This is a genomic window from Paenibacillus sp. CFBP 13594, assembly GCF_014842675.1.
Taxonomy (GTDB): Bacteria; Bacillota; Bacilli; order Paenibacillales; family Paenibacillaceae; genus Paenibacillus; species Paenibacillus amylolyticus_B.
Genome location: NZ_JACYVQ010000009.1, coordinates 126971 through 145755, shown reverse-complemented (window position 1 = coordinate 145755; position 18785 = coordinate 126971). Strand labels below are relative to the sequence as shown.

Sequence of the window (18785 nt, the reverse complement as noted above, 5' to 3'; positions counted from 1 at the left end):
GGGTAGAACGTGTCCAGTCAGGAACTGGATGGGGACAGATATGAACTTATCAAACAGGCCTTTATACAGATGTATATCAGCCTGTTTAGATGTGTTATTTTCAATAATTATCGTTGCGAATCATATAAGGAAATCTGGCTGAGTGTAAAAGCACCGGATAGTGGGTCATAGCCTAAGTGCTGAAGATCTGGAGGGCTCCCAACAAATACTTAGATCAAATCCGATGTTTGATATCTCGTCGCATAAGGGCTGCTTTCCCTATTTCAGTGATCAGCTTTTGCTCGTTTGACCTTGAGCGGTGCAGCTTGAGTAATTTAAACAACATAATTTAGATACAAAAGGAGATAGTACTGCTATACAAATAAATACTTTTACATACAAATGGGGGAGTACTGAATGATCCTTAAAACCATAATCGCAATTATTTTGTCCTATAGTGTCTACGTTTTTTTCACGGCTTACCTTTTATTTTTGGTTCCGTCTCCATCGACTATTGAAAATACGGATATGCAAAAAGCGTTAACAGAAGGAAGTACAACAGATCGCGTAATGCTCCTGGAGGACGGCTTTCAATCGGGTCAGGTGAGAATCCAGACCATTCGAGAGGCGAAAACAAGCATCGACCTGGCGTATTACTCCATCCAAAAAGGAAAAACATCTCAACTCTTTTTTGCTGCGTTATTCGATGCAGCTGATCGGGGTGTTCATGTTCGAATCATTTTAGACGGGATTTTTCACAGCATGCGCGGAGAGTTGCGTGATATTCCAGATGCCATTGCAGCTCACCCCAATGTGGAATTAAGATATTATGAACCACTCCACCTATTTATGCCATGGACATGGCATAACCGTATGCATGACAAGATCCTTCTTGTCGACAACACATATGGCATTATTGGCGGCCAAAATATTGGTGATAAATACATGGCATCGCAACCCCCAAAAGACTATGTATTCGATCGGGATGTCCTTGTTTACAATCCAAACGATAATACGAACAGCACGGTTGTTGAAATGAAACAATATATAGATCAGTTATGGAACCATCCATTCACCAAACCAGAAAAACATGCAAAACGTCAGCATCATGCAAAAGGATTAAAAGAGCTGGCTCAGCTGGCTGAGTTATATAAAAAGGCCCGCGCTCAGAGCGATCCTTTTGTTAAAGTGTTGCCGAAGGAATGGGCTCAAGGAACTCTTCATTCCGACCACGTCGCTTTCATTCACAATCCAATCCAAAGGCTGTATAAAGAACCGATCATGTGGAGAGCATTTGTTCATTTCGCCAATCAAGCAAAGTCGAAAGTGTACCTTCAGACGCCATATGCCATTCCCACCAAGAAAATGATGAAAGCAGTACATCTGTCGATGAATCCAGAAACAGAATGGGTCATGCTAACCAATTCAATCCAGCAGACCCCTAACCCTTTGGCTTTCGCGGGATACTTAAGCTCTAAGAAGCGGTTACTTGATACCAGTCTGGCTATTTATGAATACCAAGGCCCTTATTCCATACACGGCAAATCATTTGTCATGGATGATCACCTCAGCATGGTTGGTTCGTATAATCTTGATCCCAGATCTGCCTTCCTCAATACTGAATCTGCTGTGGTCATTTCCGGTTCTGCATTCGCCAACCAACTAACAGAGGCTATGGATATCAAACGTGCACATAGTACACTTGCGGTTAAAGGTGAGCATCCAGCAGAATCTACGAATCAGAAAGGCTCTGTTTTCAAACGAATGGCAATCACAGCGTTATCCAAACTGTCTTTTCTCTGGAAATTTATGTTGTAGATAAAAACTGCATTCTCTTGAGGTTGAATTTTTCTCCGCTTCATCGAAACTTGCGTTTCTCGCGTCAACCTGCAATTCATCACACGGGAAGAAAATCAGATTTGTTCACGGAATGTTCACTTATGTGGAGGGTTTACTCATCTCTATAATTACGAAGGTAAACAGAGAGGATGAGAGAATTGCCAACAAGCAAGAAGGAACAAATTATTTTCGGATTAATGATGTGTACAGGGATGGTCTTGGTCATGATGTTCTTCAATCTATGGCACAGTGGGCTACTCGGCAAGATGTCCCCGCTTGAAATACTGCTTCAATTCATATTATGTTTTGTCATCGCGTTTCTGGTGGAGTCATTCATTGTCGGACCTGTAGCGAGAAAGATTGCTTTTTCCTTGCCCTTTGACAAGTCCAACAAGATTTTGGGTGTGCTTGCTATGTCATTTTTTATGGTGATTGGCATGGTTCTGATCATGTCCATGTATGGAATGATCTCGGCATATCTCGCTGATCAATTAAGTGGGTCATCCGTACTCCGTACGTATCTCCATACAATCGCTCGTAACTTCAGCCTGGCGCTTCCATATCAGTTGATCGTTCTGGGACCACTCGTGCGATATGTATTTGGTAAATTCATCAAGGTTAACGGGCCCGTAATGCCTGTCGTTAACAAAGGTGTGTGATTCGGTTGGCCATAAGTATTTCCTGGGCAATCTTGTGCGCAAATGAATAGATCGTATTCTCACCTTTAATGAAAGGTGATCAGAGAGGCAGAGATAGGGCACTCGCCACCATGGTTACAGGCTAACGAATCGAGAACATCTTATTCGGCCAGTTTCTAAGGGAATGAAGACCTAACGAATCTCAGCGGTGTTATTATGCAAAAAACCTCCAACGAGGCATTTAATTGAAGCTAATTATCTATAATAACGTCTCTAGGATTCGTTAGATTTCAAATATGCAGAAATGGAGGGGGATAGCGTGTGCTAGGTTCGTTAGAACAGAGTAACGCTAAAACAAAATGTCCACCGCCAAAGTCATGGAGGTGGACATCTCAATCCCTATAATTGGTAATTCTACTCTCAGGCTAAGGGCGGACCCATAACTGTTAAGTCGCTGTATCGACCACATGTTTGTTCTGCCATTGATACGTGATTACACTAATGACAAGCAGGCCAACCGCAAAGATGGCAAGCATCCATGCAGATTGATTAACCGCCAGATGATCAAGGCTCCATCCCGTGGTCAAAGGAAGAATGGCACCGCCAACCCCACCTGAGGCAATCAAAATGCTGGGAGTGGATTCTTCGGTTCCAGGCAGCAGTTTACTGGCGAAGACAAGAGCAATGGAGAATATCCCTGACATCGCAAGTCCAAGCAGCAAGATGATGAGAAATGCAGACCAGATTTGGTTTGTAAATGGAAATACCATTAACAAAAGGACAGATGCAAGACAGCTGTACAGAACATAGACGCGGTATTGGAATTTCTCTGCGATATACCCGGCGAAGAGTCGTCCCACGGACATGGCAATCCAGAAACAGGTGACACTAAGTGCTGCTCCGGCTTCCTTCATGTTCATTTTCTCAATCAGAATCGCTGGCATGAAATTCGCAAGGCTCATCTCGGTGCCAACATAAAGGAAGAAGAACAAGACAAATAGAACCAGAAGAGTCAGGTTGCGTCCGCGATAGGCTGAACCGGGTATACTTGCAGATGCGGGGTGTATCTCACCTAATGTTCCGGCAGTGTTCGTATGTACCGAAGCAGGATTTGACCCCCGTTGATCCAGAACCTTGTCCAGCTCTCCAAATGATCCTTTCGCCCAGAAAACAAAGGTCAGCGCTGCGCATATTGCAACAACGAGGAAGGACAGACGCCAGTATCCGGCAGCAATCAGTGCGCTGGCCATGAGCGGCATGACCATGGCCCCGATCCCGAATAATACTTCCAGTCGGCTCATGGCAACGGCGGTATTATCTTTGATTGCAGCGATGATAATGGTGCCAATGACAGCCTCAACCATTCCGAAACCAAAGCCGGCAGCGGGTGCGATGACGAACATCCAGCCCCATGGTGGCAGCAGCATGTAGGATAATTCTGCAATACAGAGCAACGCTGTGGCGATTAACAAGCCTCCCCTTTTACCGAAGCGTCGGTTCAGCCATGGAGATAACAATACACCGCCCAGGAATCCGGCAAATTGAGCAAAGATCAATGTCCCGCCCTGGCTATAATCTTTGCCGTAATGTTCAAGTGCAACGGGCAGAATGGAACCGAGCACAACGTGGGCAAGTCCAATCAGGAAGTAGGAGAGACACCCGATCCAAAGTAATTTTTTCATAAAGAACTCCTTCTACATATATACATAAATTGAGGATCACATTAAAGCGCAATCTTGAAGACAAAGTCTATCATAACAGGACATGTTAAGTTGTGCCATGAATTCTGATCGATACAAAAGGTTGCAATTTGGTCCGGCGTTCGTATATACTGAGACACAACAATTACAGATCGGACCATGCCGTTGAAGAGCATCCAACTCGGAGGCGTTTTCGCCAGGGGAGCGATATTTCCCCAAGTTAACCGGAACCGCCCGTTATCGCGGACCAAGAGGCTGGAAACAGGATATCCTGATTCAGCAAGTTGGGTGGCACCGCGAGCAGAGCGCTCCTCGTCCCAAGGGATGAGGGCGCTCTTTGTATTTTTACAGCCAAAGGAGACGGTGACCATGTTGGAAATGAAGTGGATTCGTGCACATGCTGATGAGGTTCAGGCAGCAGCAGACGGGAAAAAAATCAAGATTAACATTCGCACATTGCTGAAGCTGGACGAGGAACGCAGAGCACTTTTACAGGAATCGGAAGAAGGGCGCAGATTACGCAATACGTTATCCGCAGACATTGGCGGACTCATGCAAGCCGGTAATCGGGAAGAGGCCGATGGTTTGCGGGCGCAGGTGAAACAGATCAATGAACAGTTGGAACAGGTGGAAGCGAAGCTCGCCCCTGTACAGGAGGAAGTAACCAGGCTGCAGTGGCTGGTACCCAATATCGTATCCCCGGATACCCCGAAAGGCACGTCGGATGCGGATAATGTGGAGCTGCGACGTGTGGGAGAGGTGCCAACGTTCGAGTATAACAACAAAGATCACGTGGAACTTGGGGAGTTGCATGATCTGATCGATATTCCCCGTGGCGTTAAGATTGGTGGTACGCGAAGCTATGTATTAAAAGGCGCTGGCCTTCTGCTGCATCGGGCAGTACAGCAACTTGCGCTGGATCTGCTGCTGAAGCACGGGTTTACACCGATGGAGGTACCGCTGATGGTCAGGGAGGACGCACTGGTGAACACTGGATTCTTCCCAACTGGTCGAGATCAGGTCTATGAACTCGAAGGGGAGAACAAGTGGCTGGTGGGGACTTCTGAAGTGCCGCTGGTCTCGTATTATGCGGATGAGATAGTCGATGTGAAGGAGCCGGTGAAGCTGGCCGCGGTATCGACGTGTTTCCGTAGTGAGGTTGGCTCCGGCGGACGTGATGTACGCGGATTGTACCGTGTGCATCAGTTTGCCAAAGTCGAGCAGGTCATTCTCTGTGCCCCTGATGCGGAAGAATCGGAGCGTATGTTGCAAGAGATTACGGGACACGCTGAGGAATTGCTGCAATTACTGGAACTGCCGTATCGTGTTGTCGCTGTATGTACCGGAGATATGTCGCAGAAAACGTACAAACAGTATGATATCGAGACTTGGATGCCAAGCCGCGATGCATATGGAGAAACGCATTCGTCGTCGAATCTGCATGATTTTCAGGCTCGCCGTTCGAACATTCGTTGCCTGGATGCCGAAGGCAAGTTGGCCTATTGTCACACGCTGAATAATACGGCTGTGGCATCGCCGCGTATCCTGATTCCTTTGCTTGAGAATCATCAGCAGGAGGATGGAAGCATTCGGATTCCGGTAGCCCTGCGGCCCTATATGGGCGGCGCGGAGAGCTTGATTTTACCAGAGCAGGATGAAGTGAAGTAGAGAGGTTATATAACGCTTTAGGCAGTAGAAGAGGGGATGTTCCATACGTCTTGTAAAATGACGGTGGACATCCCCTTTTAAATGATAACGCTATTTAATTAACCAATCCCCTAATACTTTGTGCCAAATTTACTAATCTGGTTAGTTCTCGGACCTAAGGTATAGCTTACTTTTTTGTTCACAAATTTCTTCGTTTATGTAAGTAAATAAAATTATTTTTTAAATGTTAACGCAGCCTCCATTCACGCTCGTTAATGATTTCAATTTGTCCAGATTCAAGGGTTTTTTTGAAACGATTGCGGGCTGCAGTATTACGCGACCTTCCCATATTATACAATGAAAATCATGAATTGTTCCAAGACTCCCACTTATGTTATTCAACTTTATGCAATTCGTATCCGATATAATATAATAGAAGTAAAATATTGGATTATGGGAGATGGAGATAGAAATGAGTAGAATCAAATTGGCGCTTCGAGGCACACTTGCTCTAATTATGGCATTAACCGTACTGGTCCCTTCGTTGGCCTTGGCGGCTACTGGTGACGTGAAATCGATTGAAATAACCAATAGCAGCCCGCAGAAGATGAGTGTTTCCGAAACAGCTGCGCTTCAGGTGATGGCAACGGTAGAAGGTTTTGATAACAAACAGGATGTTACCGAAGGTGTGACTTGGTCCACCAGTAATGCAGCGGTTGCGACGATGGTGAAAGGCAAAGTCAAGGCTGTGGCCGCGGGCGAAGCAACGATTTTTGCAGAGGTAGATGGGGCAAAAGCCCAGTTGGTTGTCCAAGTGCAGGAGAAGATCAAAAGCATCAAAGCTTCACCGAAATCCTACAGTTTTGTTAAAGGCAGTGAAAGCACCCTTCCGAAAGTAAGCATCACCCGTGCGAATGGTAAGGAAGAGGATGTGACGTCTGAGATTGTGTGGTCCGTATCCACTTCTTCGGCTGTGCTGGAAAACGGTAAAATCAAAGGGGTTACACCCGGCAGAGTATTGCTGCAAGGCAAATATGGAACAACGATCGTGAAAGTCCCTGTTGCTGTGACGGATGAGATTACTAAAGTTGAGGTCACTCCTGCCACAATGCAGCTGAACATCAAGAAGTCCAAAGCGTTGAAGGTTATCGGCACCTACGCGAATGGCAAAACGATCAACCTATCGAAACAAATCGTATGGACTTCTTCCAATACAAATGTAGCTGTCGTGAAAAATGGAACCGTTAAGACGCTGACCGAGGGACAAGCAACCTTGACAGGAACTTATCAAAATCAGACAATAAAGGCAGAGGTTACCGTTGTACCTTTGCTCAAAAAGCTGATTACAGGCCAGAAAAAACTGGTTTTGTCCCAACAGGGAAGCACAACACTGAGTGTGATGGCCCAGTATGATACGGGCAAGACCACTGTTGTGACCAACAGTGCGGTGTGGAGCAGCACAAAGCCGGGCGTAGCGACAGTAACAAATGGCAAGATCGTGGCTGTAGGCAAAGGTAAAACGTCTATCACGGCCAAGTGGGGCAATAAAAAAGTGACGATCCCTGTTACGGTAAAATAAATCTTCATATAATGAAGCGCTTTGCATAAATCCAAACATAAATTCAGTACATCATCACGTTAAATATCATCAATGTGATTAAGGGTATCAGACAATCAGGGGCGTAGACATACGCTCCTTTTTTGGATATATAGGAATATGTATCTGGGATGCCCTCTGCTAGAACAACAATATAACAGGATTGGATTGGATGGGATGAATTATGAAAGCTTCGATTATAAGCTCAGATTCTAATTCTAGTGATCTGGCTTACCTGAAATATCTTCTTTTATCCCTAAGTTCCATACTAACATTTCAACGGAATACTACGATTGAGTGCATGAAGCAACGCACCTATGCAAAATACAGAGAAGGTTATCATTTAAAATGTCATGGTCAAGAGGAGGGAGCATGTTAATGACAGATCCAATGCAACCAGAGAACTGGCCTGCCTGGGCGACAGAGGCGGTAGAGATTGCTCCAGCCAACCCCAACTGGGACGCACAGGCTCAGGAAGAAATCGGACAACTTAAACACCTTCTACAGCAGTTTAATATCCATCGATTCGAACATATCGGAAGCACGTCCATTCCAGGGTTACCCGCCAAGCCCATTATTGATCTGATGGCAGAGGTACAGTCATGGGACGACATGGATCTGATTGCGGATCAGCTGAATCCGTTGGGCTGGAACTACGTTCCGCCTGAACTGGATGGACGGGAGTACAGACGATTCTGGGTCAGGGTTAAGGATGGCAAGAGAGCTGTACACCTTCATCTGATGTGCCCGGGAGAAGAACGTTGGGATCGTCAAATGCGGTTTCGGGATGTGCTCAGAAAACGCCCCGATCTGGTGGAAGCTTACGCCGTCCTTAAGATGAAGCTTGCTGATGAGAATAAGGAAGACAGGGAATCGTATACCGCTGCCAAAACGCAATTTATTTTACAAGTGCTCGATGAAGGCGTGTGATTGATTGAAAAGCGTACTTATGAAAGACAGGCTAATCTATTTCTTCGCAGTCATGATTACAATGGCGGCAGGACTCGCCTCCAGACACTTCGGTGATCGACTGCCCAATTGGGTGTATGAACATTCCGGAGATGCATGTTGGGCGGGCATGATTTATTTCGGAGTACGCATAGTGTGGCCTCGTCGCAGTTTGGTATGGGCGATGGGTCTGAGCTGTGTATTCAGCTGGATGATTGAGTTCTCGCAGTTGATCCAGACGCCTTGGCTGATTGAGATACGCTCTACCGTATTAGGTGCACTTATTTTGGGACATGGATTTCTAGTGATCGATCTGATTCGATATACGGTCGGTATTCTGTGCATGGTTGTGATAGATCGTTATTTCCTGAGAAATAAGATGGCTGGATCATGAACTCAATTGAATCATGGAGGTGGGCTGAATGAATGTAGAAAAACTTTTTGCCGAATTGCCCGAATTCGAAACACAGCGGTTAAAACTGAGGCGGCTTACAATGGATGATCTTGATGAATATTATGCATTTGCCTCTGATCCGCGAGTGAGTCAGCAAAGCTTATGGAACTGCCATGAGACGGTGGAGGATTCAATTCAATATATTCAGCGGGTACTGGATAATTATGAACGGAAAACGGTACATATCTGGGCTTTTATTTTGAAGGAAACAGGGACCTTGATCGGGAGGGGTGGCATTTTTGATCTCAACGAACCCATGCAGAGTGCTGAACTAGGGTACGCGATAGCCAGCAGTCAATGGGGCAAAGGTCTCGCAGCAGAAGCGATGCAACCCATTGTGAATTATTGCTTTCGGGAACTGGACTGCAATCGACTGGAAGGGAAATGTAATGCAGGCAACATAGGCTCTGCACGCGTAATGGAGAAGCTGGGTATGTCGTACGAAGGTTTACTACGCAAACAGTTGAAGATCAAAGGTGTATTTACGGATCAAAAATTGTACTCCCGTATCCGGGATGATCTATAATACTTCCAATGACACATAGGGTACATCGCAGAAATTGAAGGAGGCGGAACCATGATCTATAGTATTATTTCCCGTTCGTTGTGGGAGCAAGTGTCAAAGGGGACTGAGTATGCACCAGATAGCCTGGAGACAGACGGATTCATTCATTGTTCCACCAAGGAACAGATCCCATGGGTAGCCGGGCAATATTATTCAGGCCGCACGGATCTGTTATTACTTAGTATTGATGAGAAGGCGTTGAAGCCGGAACTGGTGTATGAGGATCTCTACGAATTGAATGAACTATATCCACATATCTATGGAGAGCTCAATCTGGATGCGGTTCGCAAAGTCATTCCATTTGAACCGAATGCAGACGGCACATTTTCATTTCCTGAATAAAATAACATGTGACGCTTCTGTTTGAACATGATCAGGGGACAACATACTTTTTCGAAGGGTGGTTAACGGATGGATATGAATCAGGTTTTTCTAGAGACAGCGGAGAAACAATTCCTGTATTACAAGCAGCTCGGGGAAAAAGCCATGGCACAACTGGAGTCCGAGCAATTGTTTCAATCCTGGAATGAAGACGCGAACAGCATTGCCGTAATCGTAAAACATCTATGGGGCAATATGCTGTCCCGTTGGACGGATGTACTGACAACAGATGGTGAGAAACCGTGGCGTGAGCGAGATGCTGAATTTGTGAATGATCTTACATCCCGGGAAGAGTTGCTTGCTAAATGGGAAGAAGGCTGGAATTGTCTACTCGAAGCCATTCGTTCGTTTAACCCGGAACAATTGTCTCATATCATATACATTCGCAATGAAGGACACACCGTCATGGAGGCAATTATCCGGCAATTGGCGCATTATCCGTATCATGTCGGACAGATTGTATTTGCCGCGAAAATGCTTAAAGAAACAGCTTGGGACAGTCTCTCCATTCCGAGAAACGGGTCTTCTCAATATAATGGGGGCAAATTTGCCAAGCCGAAGGCACGCAAACATTTTACAGAAGATGAACTTCATATCGAAAAAGGTGAGGAACAACAATGACTCAAATTGCATTGATTCGCCATGGAAGCACAGCGTGGAATAAGGAAAAACGTTCGCAGGGCCAGACGGATAATCCGCTGGATCAGGATGGCAGGGAACAGGCCGTTTTACTTGCTGCGAGACTGGCCGAAGAATCCTGGGATGCCATCTATGCAAGTGACTTGGAACGTGCAAGTGAGACGGCTCGCATCATTGGTGATCGCTTGGGTATTCAGGAGATTCATCTGGACCCTAGACTTCGCGAGATGGGTGGGGGACAGGTCGAAGGAACGACGGAAGAGGAACGGTTAGCCAAGTGGGGAGCGGATTGGAGTACTCTGGATCTGGGACGTGAGCTTGCAGATGCAGGGACTGTTCGAGGCAGTGCGGTGCTTGAAGATATTGTACAGCAGCACCCCGATGGAAGAGTGATTGTTGTCAGTCACGGGGCCGTCCTGCGGAATACACTGCGAGGTCTGGTGCCTGAACTGGATATCAGCGTGAAACTGTCCAACACATCCATTACCCGGATCGCCAAGAATGAGAATGCGTGGCAATGCGAACTGTACAATTGCAGCGTGCATTTGGATTCGTCCAGGGAGTCTTAATAGATGGATGCTCTGACGTTAAAACAAAAATTACAGCATATTCAGTCGTCTAATCATTCCATTGATCACGAGGAACAGCCTTACGCATTGGCACTGCATATGATGAAGCATATTGGTAGTACTGACCCTGTCCTGCGGGATGAATTGATCTATGTTACGTTTGCAACCTGGATTGGACAGGGTGTATTTTCGGAAGATCAGCTAAGGCATGTGTTGCAGTTGGCGCTAGACGATCAGCACCTGTTCTATGGGATTGGAGAGCAGGGAACGGATAGTGTGTTTACGCGGACATTCTCCGTATTGTTACTGCCTCCCATTCTGAATGTGGATCGTCAGCGACCTTTCCTGGACAGAGAGGATATCGCAGGGATTCACCATCGGTTGACTACATATCTGGTATGTGAAAAGGATGTTCGCGGCTACGTCGACGATAAGGGTTGGGCGCATGCCCCGGCACACGCGGCGGACGCAGTTGAAGATCTGGTCCAGTCGCCCTATCTGGAGCAGGCGGATCTGTTGGAACTTCTGCATGTACTCACTGTGAAAATAACCGAATCAAGTGTAGTTTACATCCATGATGAGGATCAGCGAATAGTGCATGCCGTAATGACCATTCTGCGTCGCAATCTGTTGGAACAAAAGGATATTACGGTATGGATCGATACCCTTCATCAAGGAGATCAGGCGGTGAACAGATCACTTCTGGAAACCAGTCATAGGAACCTGAATGTGCGTCTGTTTTTGCAGACACTGTATCTTGCGATACGGACAGAAGAAGACGAGCCGTTTCCGGCGGTTCGTTCACTGGTACTACAGGCACTGGAGAGAGATCAATAACGATACGCTAAACGTGTGGATAAAGGGGGAGATGGCCCATGACCGGATTGACGTATGCATGGACGGAAGAGATTTTATCTCCGCTGGGTGAGACAGCAGTTATCATCCATTGCGGGGATCAATTGTCTGACGCGGTGCAGCGCAGAGTGATGTCTGTATGTGCTTTGCTGGAAAAGAGCACTCTGTCAGCCATGATCGAATGGGTGCCTTCATATACGTCCGTTACAGTATTTTATGATCCGTTCATCTCCCCGTACCCCGAGTTATGCCGCATTCTGCTTCAGCAGTTGAATCAAATGAAGGAATCCGTCCAAGACAAACCCAGAACGGTCACGATTCCCGTATGTTATGGTGGCGAGTGGGGGCCTGATCTGGACTACGTTGCCAGTGAACATGGACTGACCGCAGAGGACGTTATTGCGATTCATACATCCGGGGATTATCTCGTACATATGATAGGATTCGCACCGGGTTTTCCGTATCTCGGCGGGTTGTCTGAACAGATTGCTACGCCCAGACGGGCAACGCCAAGGCTTCGGGTTGAGGCGGGTACAGTAGGTATTGGTGGCAAACAGACGGGAATTTATCCACTAGACACACCCGGAGGATGGCAATGTATTGGACGAACGCCACTCCGGTTGTTTCGGCCGGAAGAGAACGTACCGAGTTTGCTGGCAGCAGGTGATCGGGTTCGATTTGAACAGATTACGATGCAGGACTATCTGGCGTTGAAGCGGAAGGAGGGCGAACGATGAGTATTGAAGTGATTCGCCCTGGTCTGTTATCTACCGTTCAGGATGAAGGCAGAACCGGGTATCGCCGATATGGTATTCATCCTGGCGGGGTCATGGACACCTTTGCAGCCAGAGCAGCCAATATGCTTGTGGGCAACTCCCGACATGCGGCAGTGCTGGAGATGACGATGACGGGGCCGGAGCTTCGATTTCAGGAGAGCCAGCTAGTCTCATTATGTGGAGCCGATCTGACGGCAACGGTGGATCATCTGCCTGTACCTTTGTGGCGTCCTGTGCTGGTGCGGGCTGGAAGTGTACTGAAGTTTGGTCAATGTCGTCATGGTTTGCGTGGATATCTGGCGATTGCGGGTGGAATAACTGTGCCTGAAGTGATGGGCAGTCGAAGTACAGACCTCAAGACAGGTCTTGGCGGTATGGATGGGCGAGCCTTGCGCATAGGGGATCTGTTATCCAATGGTGAACCTTCTGCCGAAGCGCGAGTATGGATGCTACGTATGGAGCAGCAGGTAAAGGAGAGTGAGCGGGACCACCGAATATTGGCGCCTGCGTGGCTTTTATCTGAACGTGAAAGACCTGACTATTATGGGCAACCTGTTATTCGTGTGATGGAGAGTAAAGATAGTTCGCTGTTCAGCGAGGCAAGTCTGGGACAATTTTATGCGGAAAAATACGTGATCTCTCCGCAATCCGATCGGATGGGCTATCGCTTGCAAGGCTCCAGACTGGAGCTGAATCAGCCGCTGGATCGGCTGTCTGAAGCTGTTACCTATGGCACGGTGCAGGTGCCACCGGATGGTCAACCCATCATCTTAATGGCAGATCATCAGACGATTGGGGGTTATCCTGTCATTGCACAGGTAGCTCGGGTGGATATGCCAATCCTGGCTCAGGCTAGGCCAGGAACCCAAATTTCTTTTAAAAAGATTACGCATGATCAAGCCGGACAGTTGTATATGGAACAGGAAAACAATATGCAACTCATAGATAAGCTGATACGCAGAAGAATGGCAGAAATGGGGGGAGCTTCATGAATACCTCGAAAACCTTGGATATCAATTGTGATCTGGGCGAAAGTTATGGTATATATCGCACTCTATCCGATGAGGCCATTCTACCCTTGATTACATCAGCCAATATTGCCTGCGGGTTTCATGCAGGAGACCCGGCTACAATGCGGCTGACGGTGGAGAGGGCATTGGAGCATCAGGTTGCGATTGGAGCCCACCCCGGGTTGCCGGATTTGCAAGGGTTTGGCAGAAGACGTATGGACATTACGCCACGGGAAGCATATGACATGGTGGTGTATCAGATCGGTGCATTGGATGCATTTGTCCGTGCAAGTGGGGGGCACATGCATCACGTGAAACCGCATGGAGCTTTATACAATATGGCCGCAGAAGATGCGAAGCTTGCTGAAGCCATTGTGGAGGCGATCTATCAAGTACAGCCTGATCTGTATCTGTATGGTCTGGCGGGCAGTGAGCTGATTCACGCTGCGGATCGCATTGGTCTGCGCAGTGTAAGTGAAGTATTTGCGGATCGAACCTATGGGTCGGATGGGCAGCTAACCCCTCGTAGCCAAGCTGGAGCCCTCATTGAAGAATCGGGACAAGCCATTGCTCAAGTGCTTCAGATGGTGAAAGACGGCGTGGTTGTATCCACGGATGATACGCTGGTTCCCATTAAGGCAGAGACGGTCTGTATCCACGGTGACGGAGCGAACGCTCTCGCATTTGCTCAAGAGATTCGTCGTGTGTTGGAATCGGAAGGCATTAAGTTATCCCCGCATACCAAGGGATGATACGCCTGTTCAGTAGAACAACAGTGTTATCAGGTTGAATGGATTGAACTTTGGAATTTTGGAATGACAAGGAGTGAATGAACAGGATGAAACCCATACGCAACTCGGCGAAAGCTGTCATTGTGCAGGATGGACGATTGCTGGTCATCCGGCTGGAAGACCAATATGGTACCGCTTATGTGTTCCCAGGTGGAGGACAGGAGAAAGGTGAAGAACTCAAGGATGCGGTCGCCCGCGAATGTCTGGAGGAGATTGGTCAGGCTGTGAACGTGGGAGAGCTGTTACATATCCGGGAGTATATCGGTAAAAATCATGAATTCGCCGAGTGGGATGCAGACATCCACCAGGTTGAATTTTATTTTGCATGCAGCCTGATAGATCCGGAGGCAACCGTTTTTGAAGGCTCCAATCCAGACGACCACCAAGTCGCCGTGGAATGGATTGCGCTGGAAGAGCTGTCTCAGGTTCGTTTATATCCAAAAAATATAGGTGAGCTGCTGCTTAAATCGGATTCTTCATCAATATATCTTGGAGATTTAAATTAGATCACCCATGAAGAAATTTTGCGCTAACCCCTTTATGTAAACACTTTTATAAAGCGATTTGCCGATTTTGTCACGTTTGCGTGCAGGTTCAAGGGATTCACCATAGGTGAGGTGGGTACACTATAAGTACAGGCTTATTACAGAGCAGCATTAAGCTGGCTCTAGTGATAAGCGATTAATGAACTGTCATTAAACAAAAGAGAGAGTAACAACTACACTTCTCTTTGTACTTTTATTAATCAACCTTAATTGGGAGAACGGTAGACGTAGTGGAGGGGACGGAATCGATTCTAAGGAAGCGAAGCGTTCGCATGTATCTTGAATTTTTATTCATATATCCTTTGGAATTAAGCATTCACACGATAACGGAGAGGACAGAAGAAACCTGAAAAAGCGAAGCGCTCGCCTTTATCAACGGATTTTTCCCTTTGAGAGAAGGGAATCAGAAAATCTGGGGATAACAGCGATTGGAAGGTTGTTCTGTCATCGTAGTGCCAGTGTGAATAGTCTTTAATCCAATGTGTATGAGAACAATATCAAGATTGTTGGGTGATAACAGCGATCCAAAGAACGATCCGAACCCGGAACGGCCGTCTACAAGAGTTCTCCTAATAATCCCCCAAACCGAAAGGAGCACTTCCCATGAACCAGACTGAATTGGAACAAAACATTGTAAAAGCATTGGAAAACAACCCTTTTTGCAGCTTCTCCACTGTGGAGAATGGTAAACCAAAATCCCGCTATATGGCGCTTTTCAACGATGGACTGAACATTCATCTGGCAACGAACCGCCGTACACACAAAGTAGAGGAACTGGAGAATAATCCGAATGTTAGCCTGCTACTGGGTTATGAGGCTGGTGGTTCCAAGGAAGTCGTTGAGATCGAAGGAACCTGTGAAGTGACCAAGAACGAAGGCTTGCGTGAGCAAGTGTGGAACGACGAACTGAAGGCGTGGTTCGATGGACCTAATGATCCGAACTATGTCATTCTGGACATCACCCCGACTCGTATTGAATATACAGGGAAAGATCATGAACATCATGTGTGGGAACAATAATCCAAATATGAACATAACCTCTGCAAAGTAGCGTCCTTATGCGAAAATATGCGCAGAGTTTAATCCAACCGTGAAAGCCATGAAGGTTTCACGGTTTTTGGTATGGATGAATAAAGCTGAATTGGTTATACATGTAAGACACATGTAATATACGTATTTTAAAGATAATAAGTACGATATACCTACTAAAATGTTGAAAAAAATGTCGAAATCACGCATGATAATGTAAACTTGCCTAGGTATGTGCGGTTAATGTAAAAAATAATGCTTTTCAATGGCTGAACATTGCGTTATGATTTGGAATGTAAACGACAAGCACAGACATAAATAGATGTTCATGTGAGATAAACTTACCTGAAATTCCGATGCATGTCATCAGAGCGTCAGTACGCACAACCCATGAGATCTATCTTTTTTCTGCGCTCTTCGTTTGCCCAATAATGCATGATTCAATGTACATAACCGGGAGGGGTTATTTTGAAAACGAGTAAAAAAGTATTATCAAGCCTGACTGCCGCTTTGGTTGCATTAAACGTGCTTGCGGTGTTTCCGGTACCTGTATCGGCTGCGGATGCTGCCAAAGTTAAACTGCGGATCATGGAGACAACAGACATTCATGACAATCTGATTAACTACGACTATTATTCCGACAAAGAGACAGACCAGTATGGACTTGCCAAAACAGCTACACTGATCAAAAAAGCGCGTGATGAAGCCAAGAACAGCTTGCTGTTCGACAATGGTGATCTGATTCAGGGTAACCCGCTGGGAGACTATGTTGCGAAGATTGATCCACTGAAAAAGGGTGAGACTCACCCTGTATATAAAGCGATGAATCTGCTCGATTATGATGCAGGTAACATCGGTAACCATGAGTTCAACTATGGTCTGGACTTCCTGGACATGACGCTGGAGGGAGCGAACTTCCCTTACATTAATGCCAATGTTTATGTAGACGATGGTGATGATGATGAGACAAATGACAAGAATTACTTCACACCGTATGAGATTTTGGATAAAAAAGTAACGGATGAGACTGGTAAAGAACATACGATCAAAGTGGGTGTGATCGGATTTGTACCGCCACAAGTCATGCAGTGGGACAGCGCTAACCTTGAAGGCAAAGTCATCGCCAAGGATATTATTGCTACCGCTAAAAAATTCATTCCAAAAATGAAGGCCGAAGGTGCCGACATTATTGTAGCCATTCCTCACTCCGGATTTGAGGATATCCCTCAAACGGATCTGATGGAGAACTCCGTACTGTACCTGAGTCAGGTAGAAGGCATTAATGCCATTCTGTTTGGACATGCTCACAAAGTATTCCCAAGTGCTGATTTTGCCGGCAAAAAAGGGGTAGACCTTGAGAAAGGCACAATCAATGGCGTTCCTGCTGTTGAGCCAGGGTTCTGGGGTGATCATCTGGGTATTATCGATCTGGATCTGGAGCTGGTTGATGGCAAATGGAAAGTGGTGGATTCCAAAACGGAAGCACGCCCAATCTATGACACTGCGAACAAAAAGCCACTGGTAGATGCGGATAAAGACATCATTGATGCGGTTCATGAAGAGCATGAAGGTACATTGGAGTATGTTCGTGGTCCAGTAGGCGAAACGACAGCACCGATCAACAGCTTCTTCGCTCTGGTTCAGGATGATCCATCCATTCAGATCGTAACGAATGCACAGAAATGGTATGTCGAAAAACATATGCAAGGTACGGAGTATGAGAAAATTCCTGTATTGTCCGCAGGTGCACCATTCAAAGCCGGTGGACGTTCAGGCGCTTCGTATTACACAAATATTCCTAAAGGCACCATTGCGATCAAAAACGTTGCTGACCTGTACGTGTATCCAAATACGGTACATGCTGTAATGGTTAACGGCGCAGAACTGAAAGAATGGCTGGAATGGTCTGCAGGCCAGTTCAACCAGATTGACCCGGCCAAAGGTGGACAACAACAACTGATCAACAACGACTTCCCAACGTATAACTTCGATGTTATCGATGGTGTAACGTATCAGATCGATGTGACACAACCAGCCAAGTATGACGGCAAAGCAACCGTTGTAAATGCATCGGCAAGCCGGATTAAGGATCTGAGTTTTAACGGGAAACCGATTGACCCAGCGCAAAAATTCATCGTAGCGACGAATAACTACCGTGCTTCTTCATCCAAGCTGGCTAACCCGGACGGTAAACGTATCGTTCTGGCTGCACCGGATGAGAACCGTCAAGTGATCATCGATTACATCCGTGAAAATAAAACGATTAATCCGGCAGCGGACGGCAACTGGTCCCTGGCACCAATCAAACCATCTGCTGGTGTAACTGCAGCAGCACTTAACGACCTTGAAGTGGTATTCGCATCTTCCCCGGATGCCAAAAATCTGGTTGAAGCGAACCCGGCGATGTCTTTCATTGGTACAAATGATGATGGTTTTGCTGAATACGGCATGAAATTGACTGGAGAAGCAACAACAACTCCGAAACCGGGTTCGGAGCCTGCTCCTACGCCTACAAAGCCAACTAAACCTACGGAGCCGACTACTCCAACCAAACCAACGACCAAGCCACAGCCTGAGAAACCAGCGGGCGGCAAAGTGGTATATGTGGTGAAAAAAGGGGACAACCTGTACCGCATCGGTATGAAATATGGTGTGGACTGGCGCAAGCTGGCAACAGCTAACAAAATCTCGAATGTGCATAACCTGAAAGTTGGACAGAAAATCGTGATTCCCGCTTCTTAAAGTGTAATAAGCTGAGGAGGAGACCGACAGTCATCAGACTGTCGGTCTTTTTTCTGCAAATTTGAATATATTTGTTCCAAG

18 protein-coding genes are annotated in these 18785 nt (G+C 46.6%); 17 read left to right on the top strand and 1 reads right to left on the bottom strand.

Annotated features, from left to right (window positions below; all coding sequences use genetic code 11):
- The first annotated feature begins 396 nt into the window (after positions 1-396).
- A complete protein-coding gene (locus tag IFU39_RS25170) occupies positions 397-1797 on the top strand; it encodes a phospholipase D-like domain-containing protein (RefSeq protein WP_206759593.1) in 1401 nt (466 codons plus the stop codon).
- A 170-nt stretch (positions 1798-1967) separates the two neighbouring features.
- Entirely contained in the window at positions 1968-2477 is a 510-nt protein-coding gene (locus IFU39_RS25165; protein ID WP_446740354.1) for a hypothetical protein, read from the top strand.
- 425 nt (positions 2478-2902) lie between these two features.
- Here the strand turns inward: IFU39_RS25165 and IFU39_RS25160 are convergent, their stop codons facing one another.
- Entirely contained in the window at positions 2903-4138 is a 1236-nt protein-coding gene (locus IFU39_RS25160; protein ID WP_192135580.1) for an MFS transporter, read from the bottom strand.
- Between the two features lie 387 nt (positions 4139-4525).
- Between IFU39_RS25160 and serS the strand changes: the two genes are divergently transcribed.
- From serS to IFU39_RS25085, 15 genes are all read left to right on the top strand, one after another.
- Positions 4526-5824, top strand: coding sequence for a serine--tRNA ligase (gene serS, locus IFU39_RS25155; protein ID WP_192135578.1), 1299 nt, complete (start codon positions 4526-4528; stop codon positions 5822-5824).
- 451 nt (positions 5825-6275) lie between these two features.
- The gene (locus IFU39_RS25150; RefSeq protein ID WP_192135576.1) at positions 6276-7382 is read left to right on the top strand and encodes an Ig-like domain-containing protein; all 1107 of its coding nucleotides are present in this window, start codon (positions 6276-6278) and stop codon (positions 7380-7382) included.
- 396 nt (positions 7383-7778) lie between these two features.
- Complete coding sequence (locus IFU39_RS25145) at positions 7779-8330, top strand: GrpB family protein (RefSeq protein ID WP_192135574.1); 552 nt, start codon at positions 7779-7781, stop codon at positions 8328-8330.
- Between the two features lie 19 nt (positions 8331-8349).
- On the top strand, positions 8350-8742 hold the full coding sequence (locus IFU39_RS25140; protein ID WP_244661112.1) for a ribosomal maturation YjgA family protein: 393 nt from the start codon (positions 8350-8352) through the stop codon (positions 8740-8742).
- Between the two features lie 28 nt (positions 8743-8770).
- Positions 8771-9328, top strand: coding sequence for a GNAT family N-acetyltransferase (locus IFU39_RS25135; protein ID WP_105601518.1), 558 nt, complete (start codon positions 8771-8773; stop codon positions 9326-9328).
- Positions 9329-9379: 51 nt separating this feature from the next.
- Positions 9380-9709, top strand: coding sequence for a DUF952 domain-containing protein (locus IFU39_RS25130; protein ID WP_091018450.1), 330 nt, complete (start codon positions 9380-9382; stop codon positions 9707-9709).
- A 69-nt stretch (positions 9710-9778) separates the two neighbouring features.
- Complete coding sequence (locus tag IFU39_RS25125) at positions 9779-10369, top strand: DUF1572 family protein (protein ID WP_091018452.1); 591 nt, start codon at positions 9779-9781, stop codon at positions 10367-10369.
- Positions 10366-10956: a histidine phosphatase family protein gene (locus IFU39_RS25120; protein WP_105601516.1), complete on the top strand. Its 591-nt coding sequence runs from the start codon at positions 10366-10368 to the stop codon at positions 10954-10956. Before IFU39_RS25125 ends, IFU39_RS25120 begins: the two co-directional genes overlap by 4 nt.
- A 3-nt stretch (positions 10957-10959) precedes the next feature.
- Positions 10960-11793 carry a DUF2785 domain-containing protein gene (locus IFU39_RS25115; protein ID WP_192135570.1) on the top strand — a complete coding sequence of 278 codons (834 nt, stop codon included), beginning with the start codon at positions 10960-10962 and terminating at the stop codon, positions 11791-11793.
- A 38-nt stretch (positions 11794-11831) separates the two neighbouring features.
- On the top strand, positions 11832-12548 hold the full coding sequence (gene pxpB, locus IFU39_RS25110; protein ID WP_192135568.1) for a 5-oxoprolinase subunit PxpB: 717 nt from the start codon (positions 11832-11834) through the stop codon (positions 12546-12548).
- Positions 12545-13579, top strand: a complete 1035-nt coding sequence (locus IFU39_RS25105) for a 5-oxoprolinase subunit C family protein (protein WP_192135566.1) — start codon at positions 12545-12547, stop codon at positions 13577-13579. Before pxpB ends, IFU39_RS25105 begins: the two co-directional genes overlap by 4 nt.
- Positions 13576-14349 carry a LamB/YcsF family protein gene (locus IFU39_RS25100; RefSeq protein ID WP_192135564.1) on the top strand — a complete coding sequence of 258 codons (774 nt, stop codon included), beginning with the start codon at positions 13576-13578 and terminating at the stop codon, positions 14347-14349. Before IFU39_RS25105 ends, IFU39_RS25100 begins: the two co-directional genes overlap by 4 nt.
- An 86-nt stretch (positions 14350-14435) precedes the next feature.
- Positions 14436-14894, top strand: a complete 459-nt coding sequence (locus tag IFU39_RS25095) for an NUDIX domain-containing protein (RefSeq protein ID WP_192135562.1) — start codon at positions 14436-14438, stop codon at positions 14892-14894.
- A 642-nt stretch (positions 14895-15536) separates the two neighbouring features.
- Positions 15537-15953: a pyridoxamine 5'-phosphate oxidase family protein gene (locus tag IFU39_RS25090; protein ID WP_074093246.1), complete on the top strand. Its 417-nt coding sequence runs from the start codon at positions 15537-15539 to the stop codon at positions 15951-15953.
- A 477-nt stretch (positions 15954-16430) separates the two neighbouring features.
- Positions 16431-18704: a bifunctional 2',3'-cyclic-nucleotide 2'-phosphodiesterase/3'-nucleotidase gene (locus IFU39_RS25085; RefSeq protein WP_105601509.1), complete on the top strand. Its 2274-nt coding sequence runs from the start codon at positions 16431-16433 to the stop codon at positions 18702-18704.
- Positions 18705-18785: the final 81 nt, after the last annotated feature.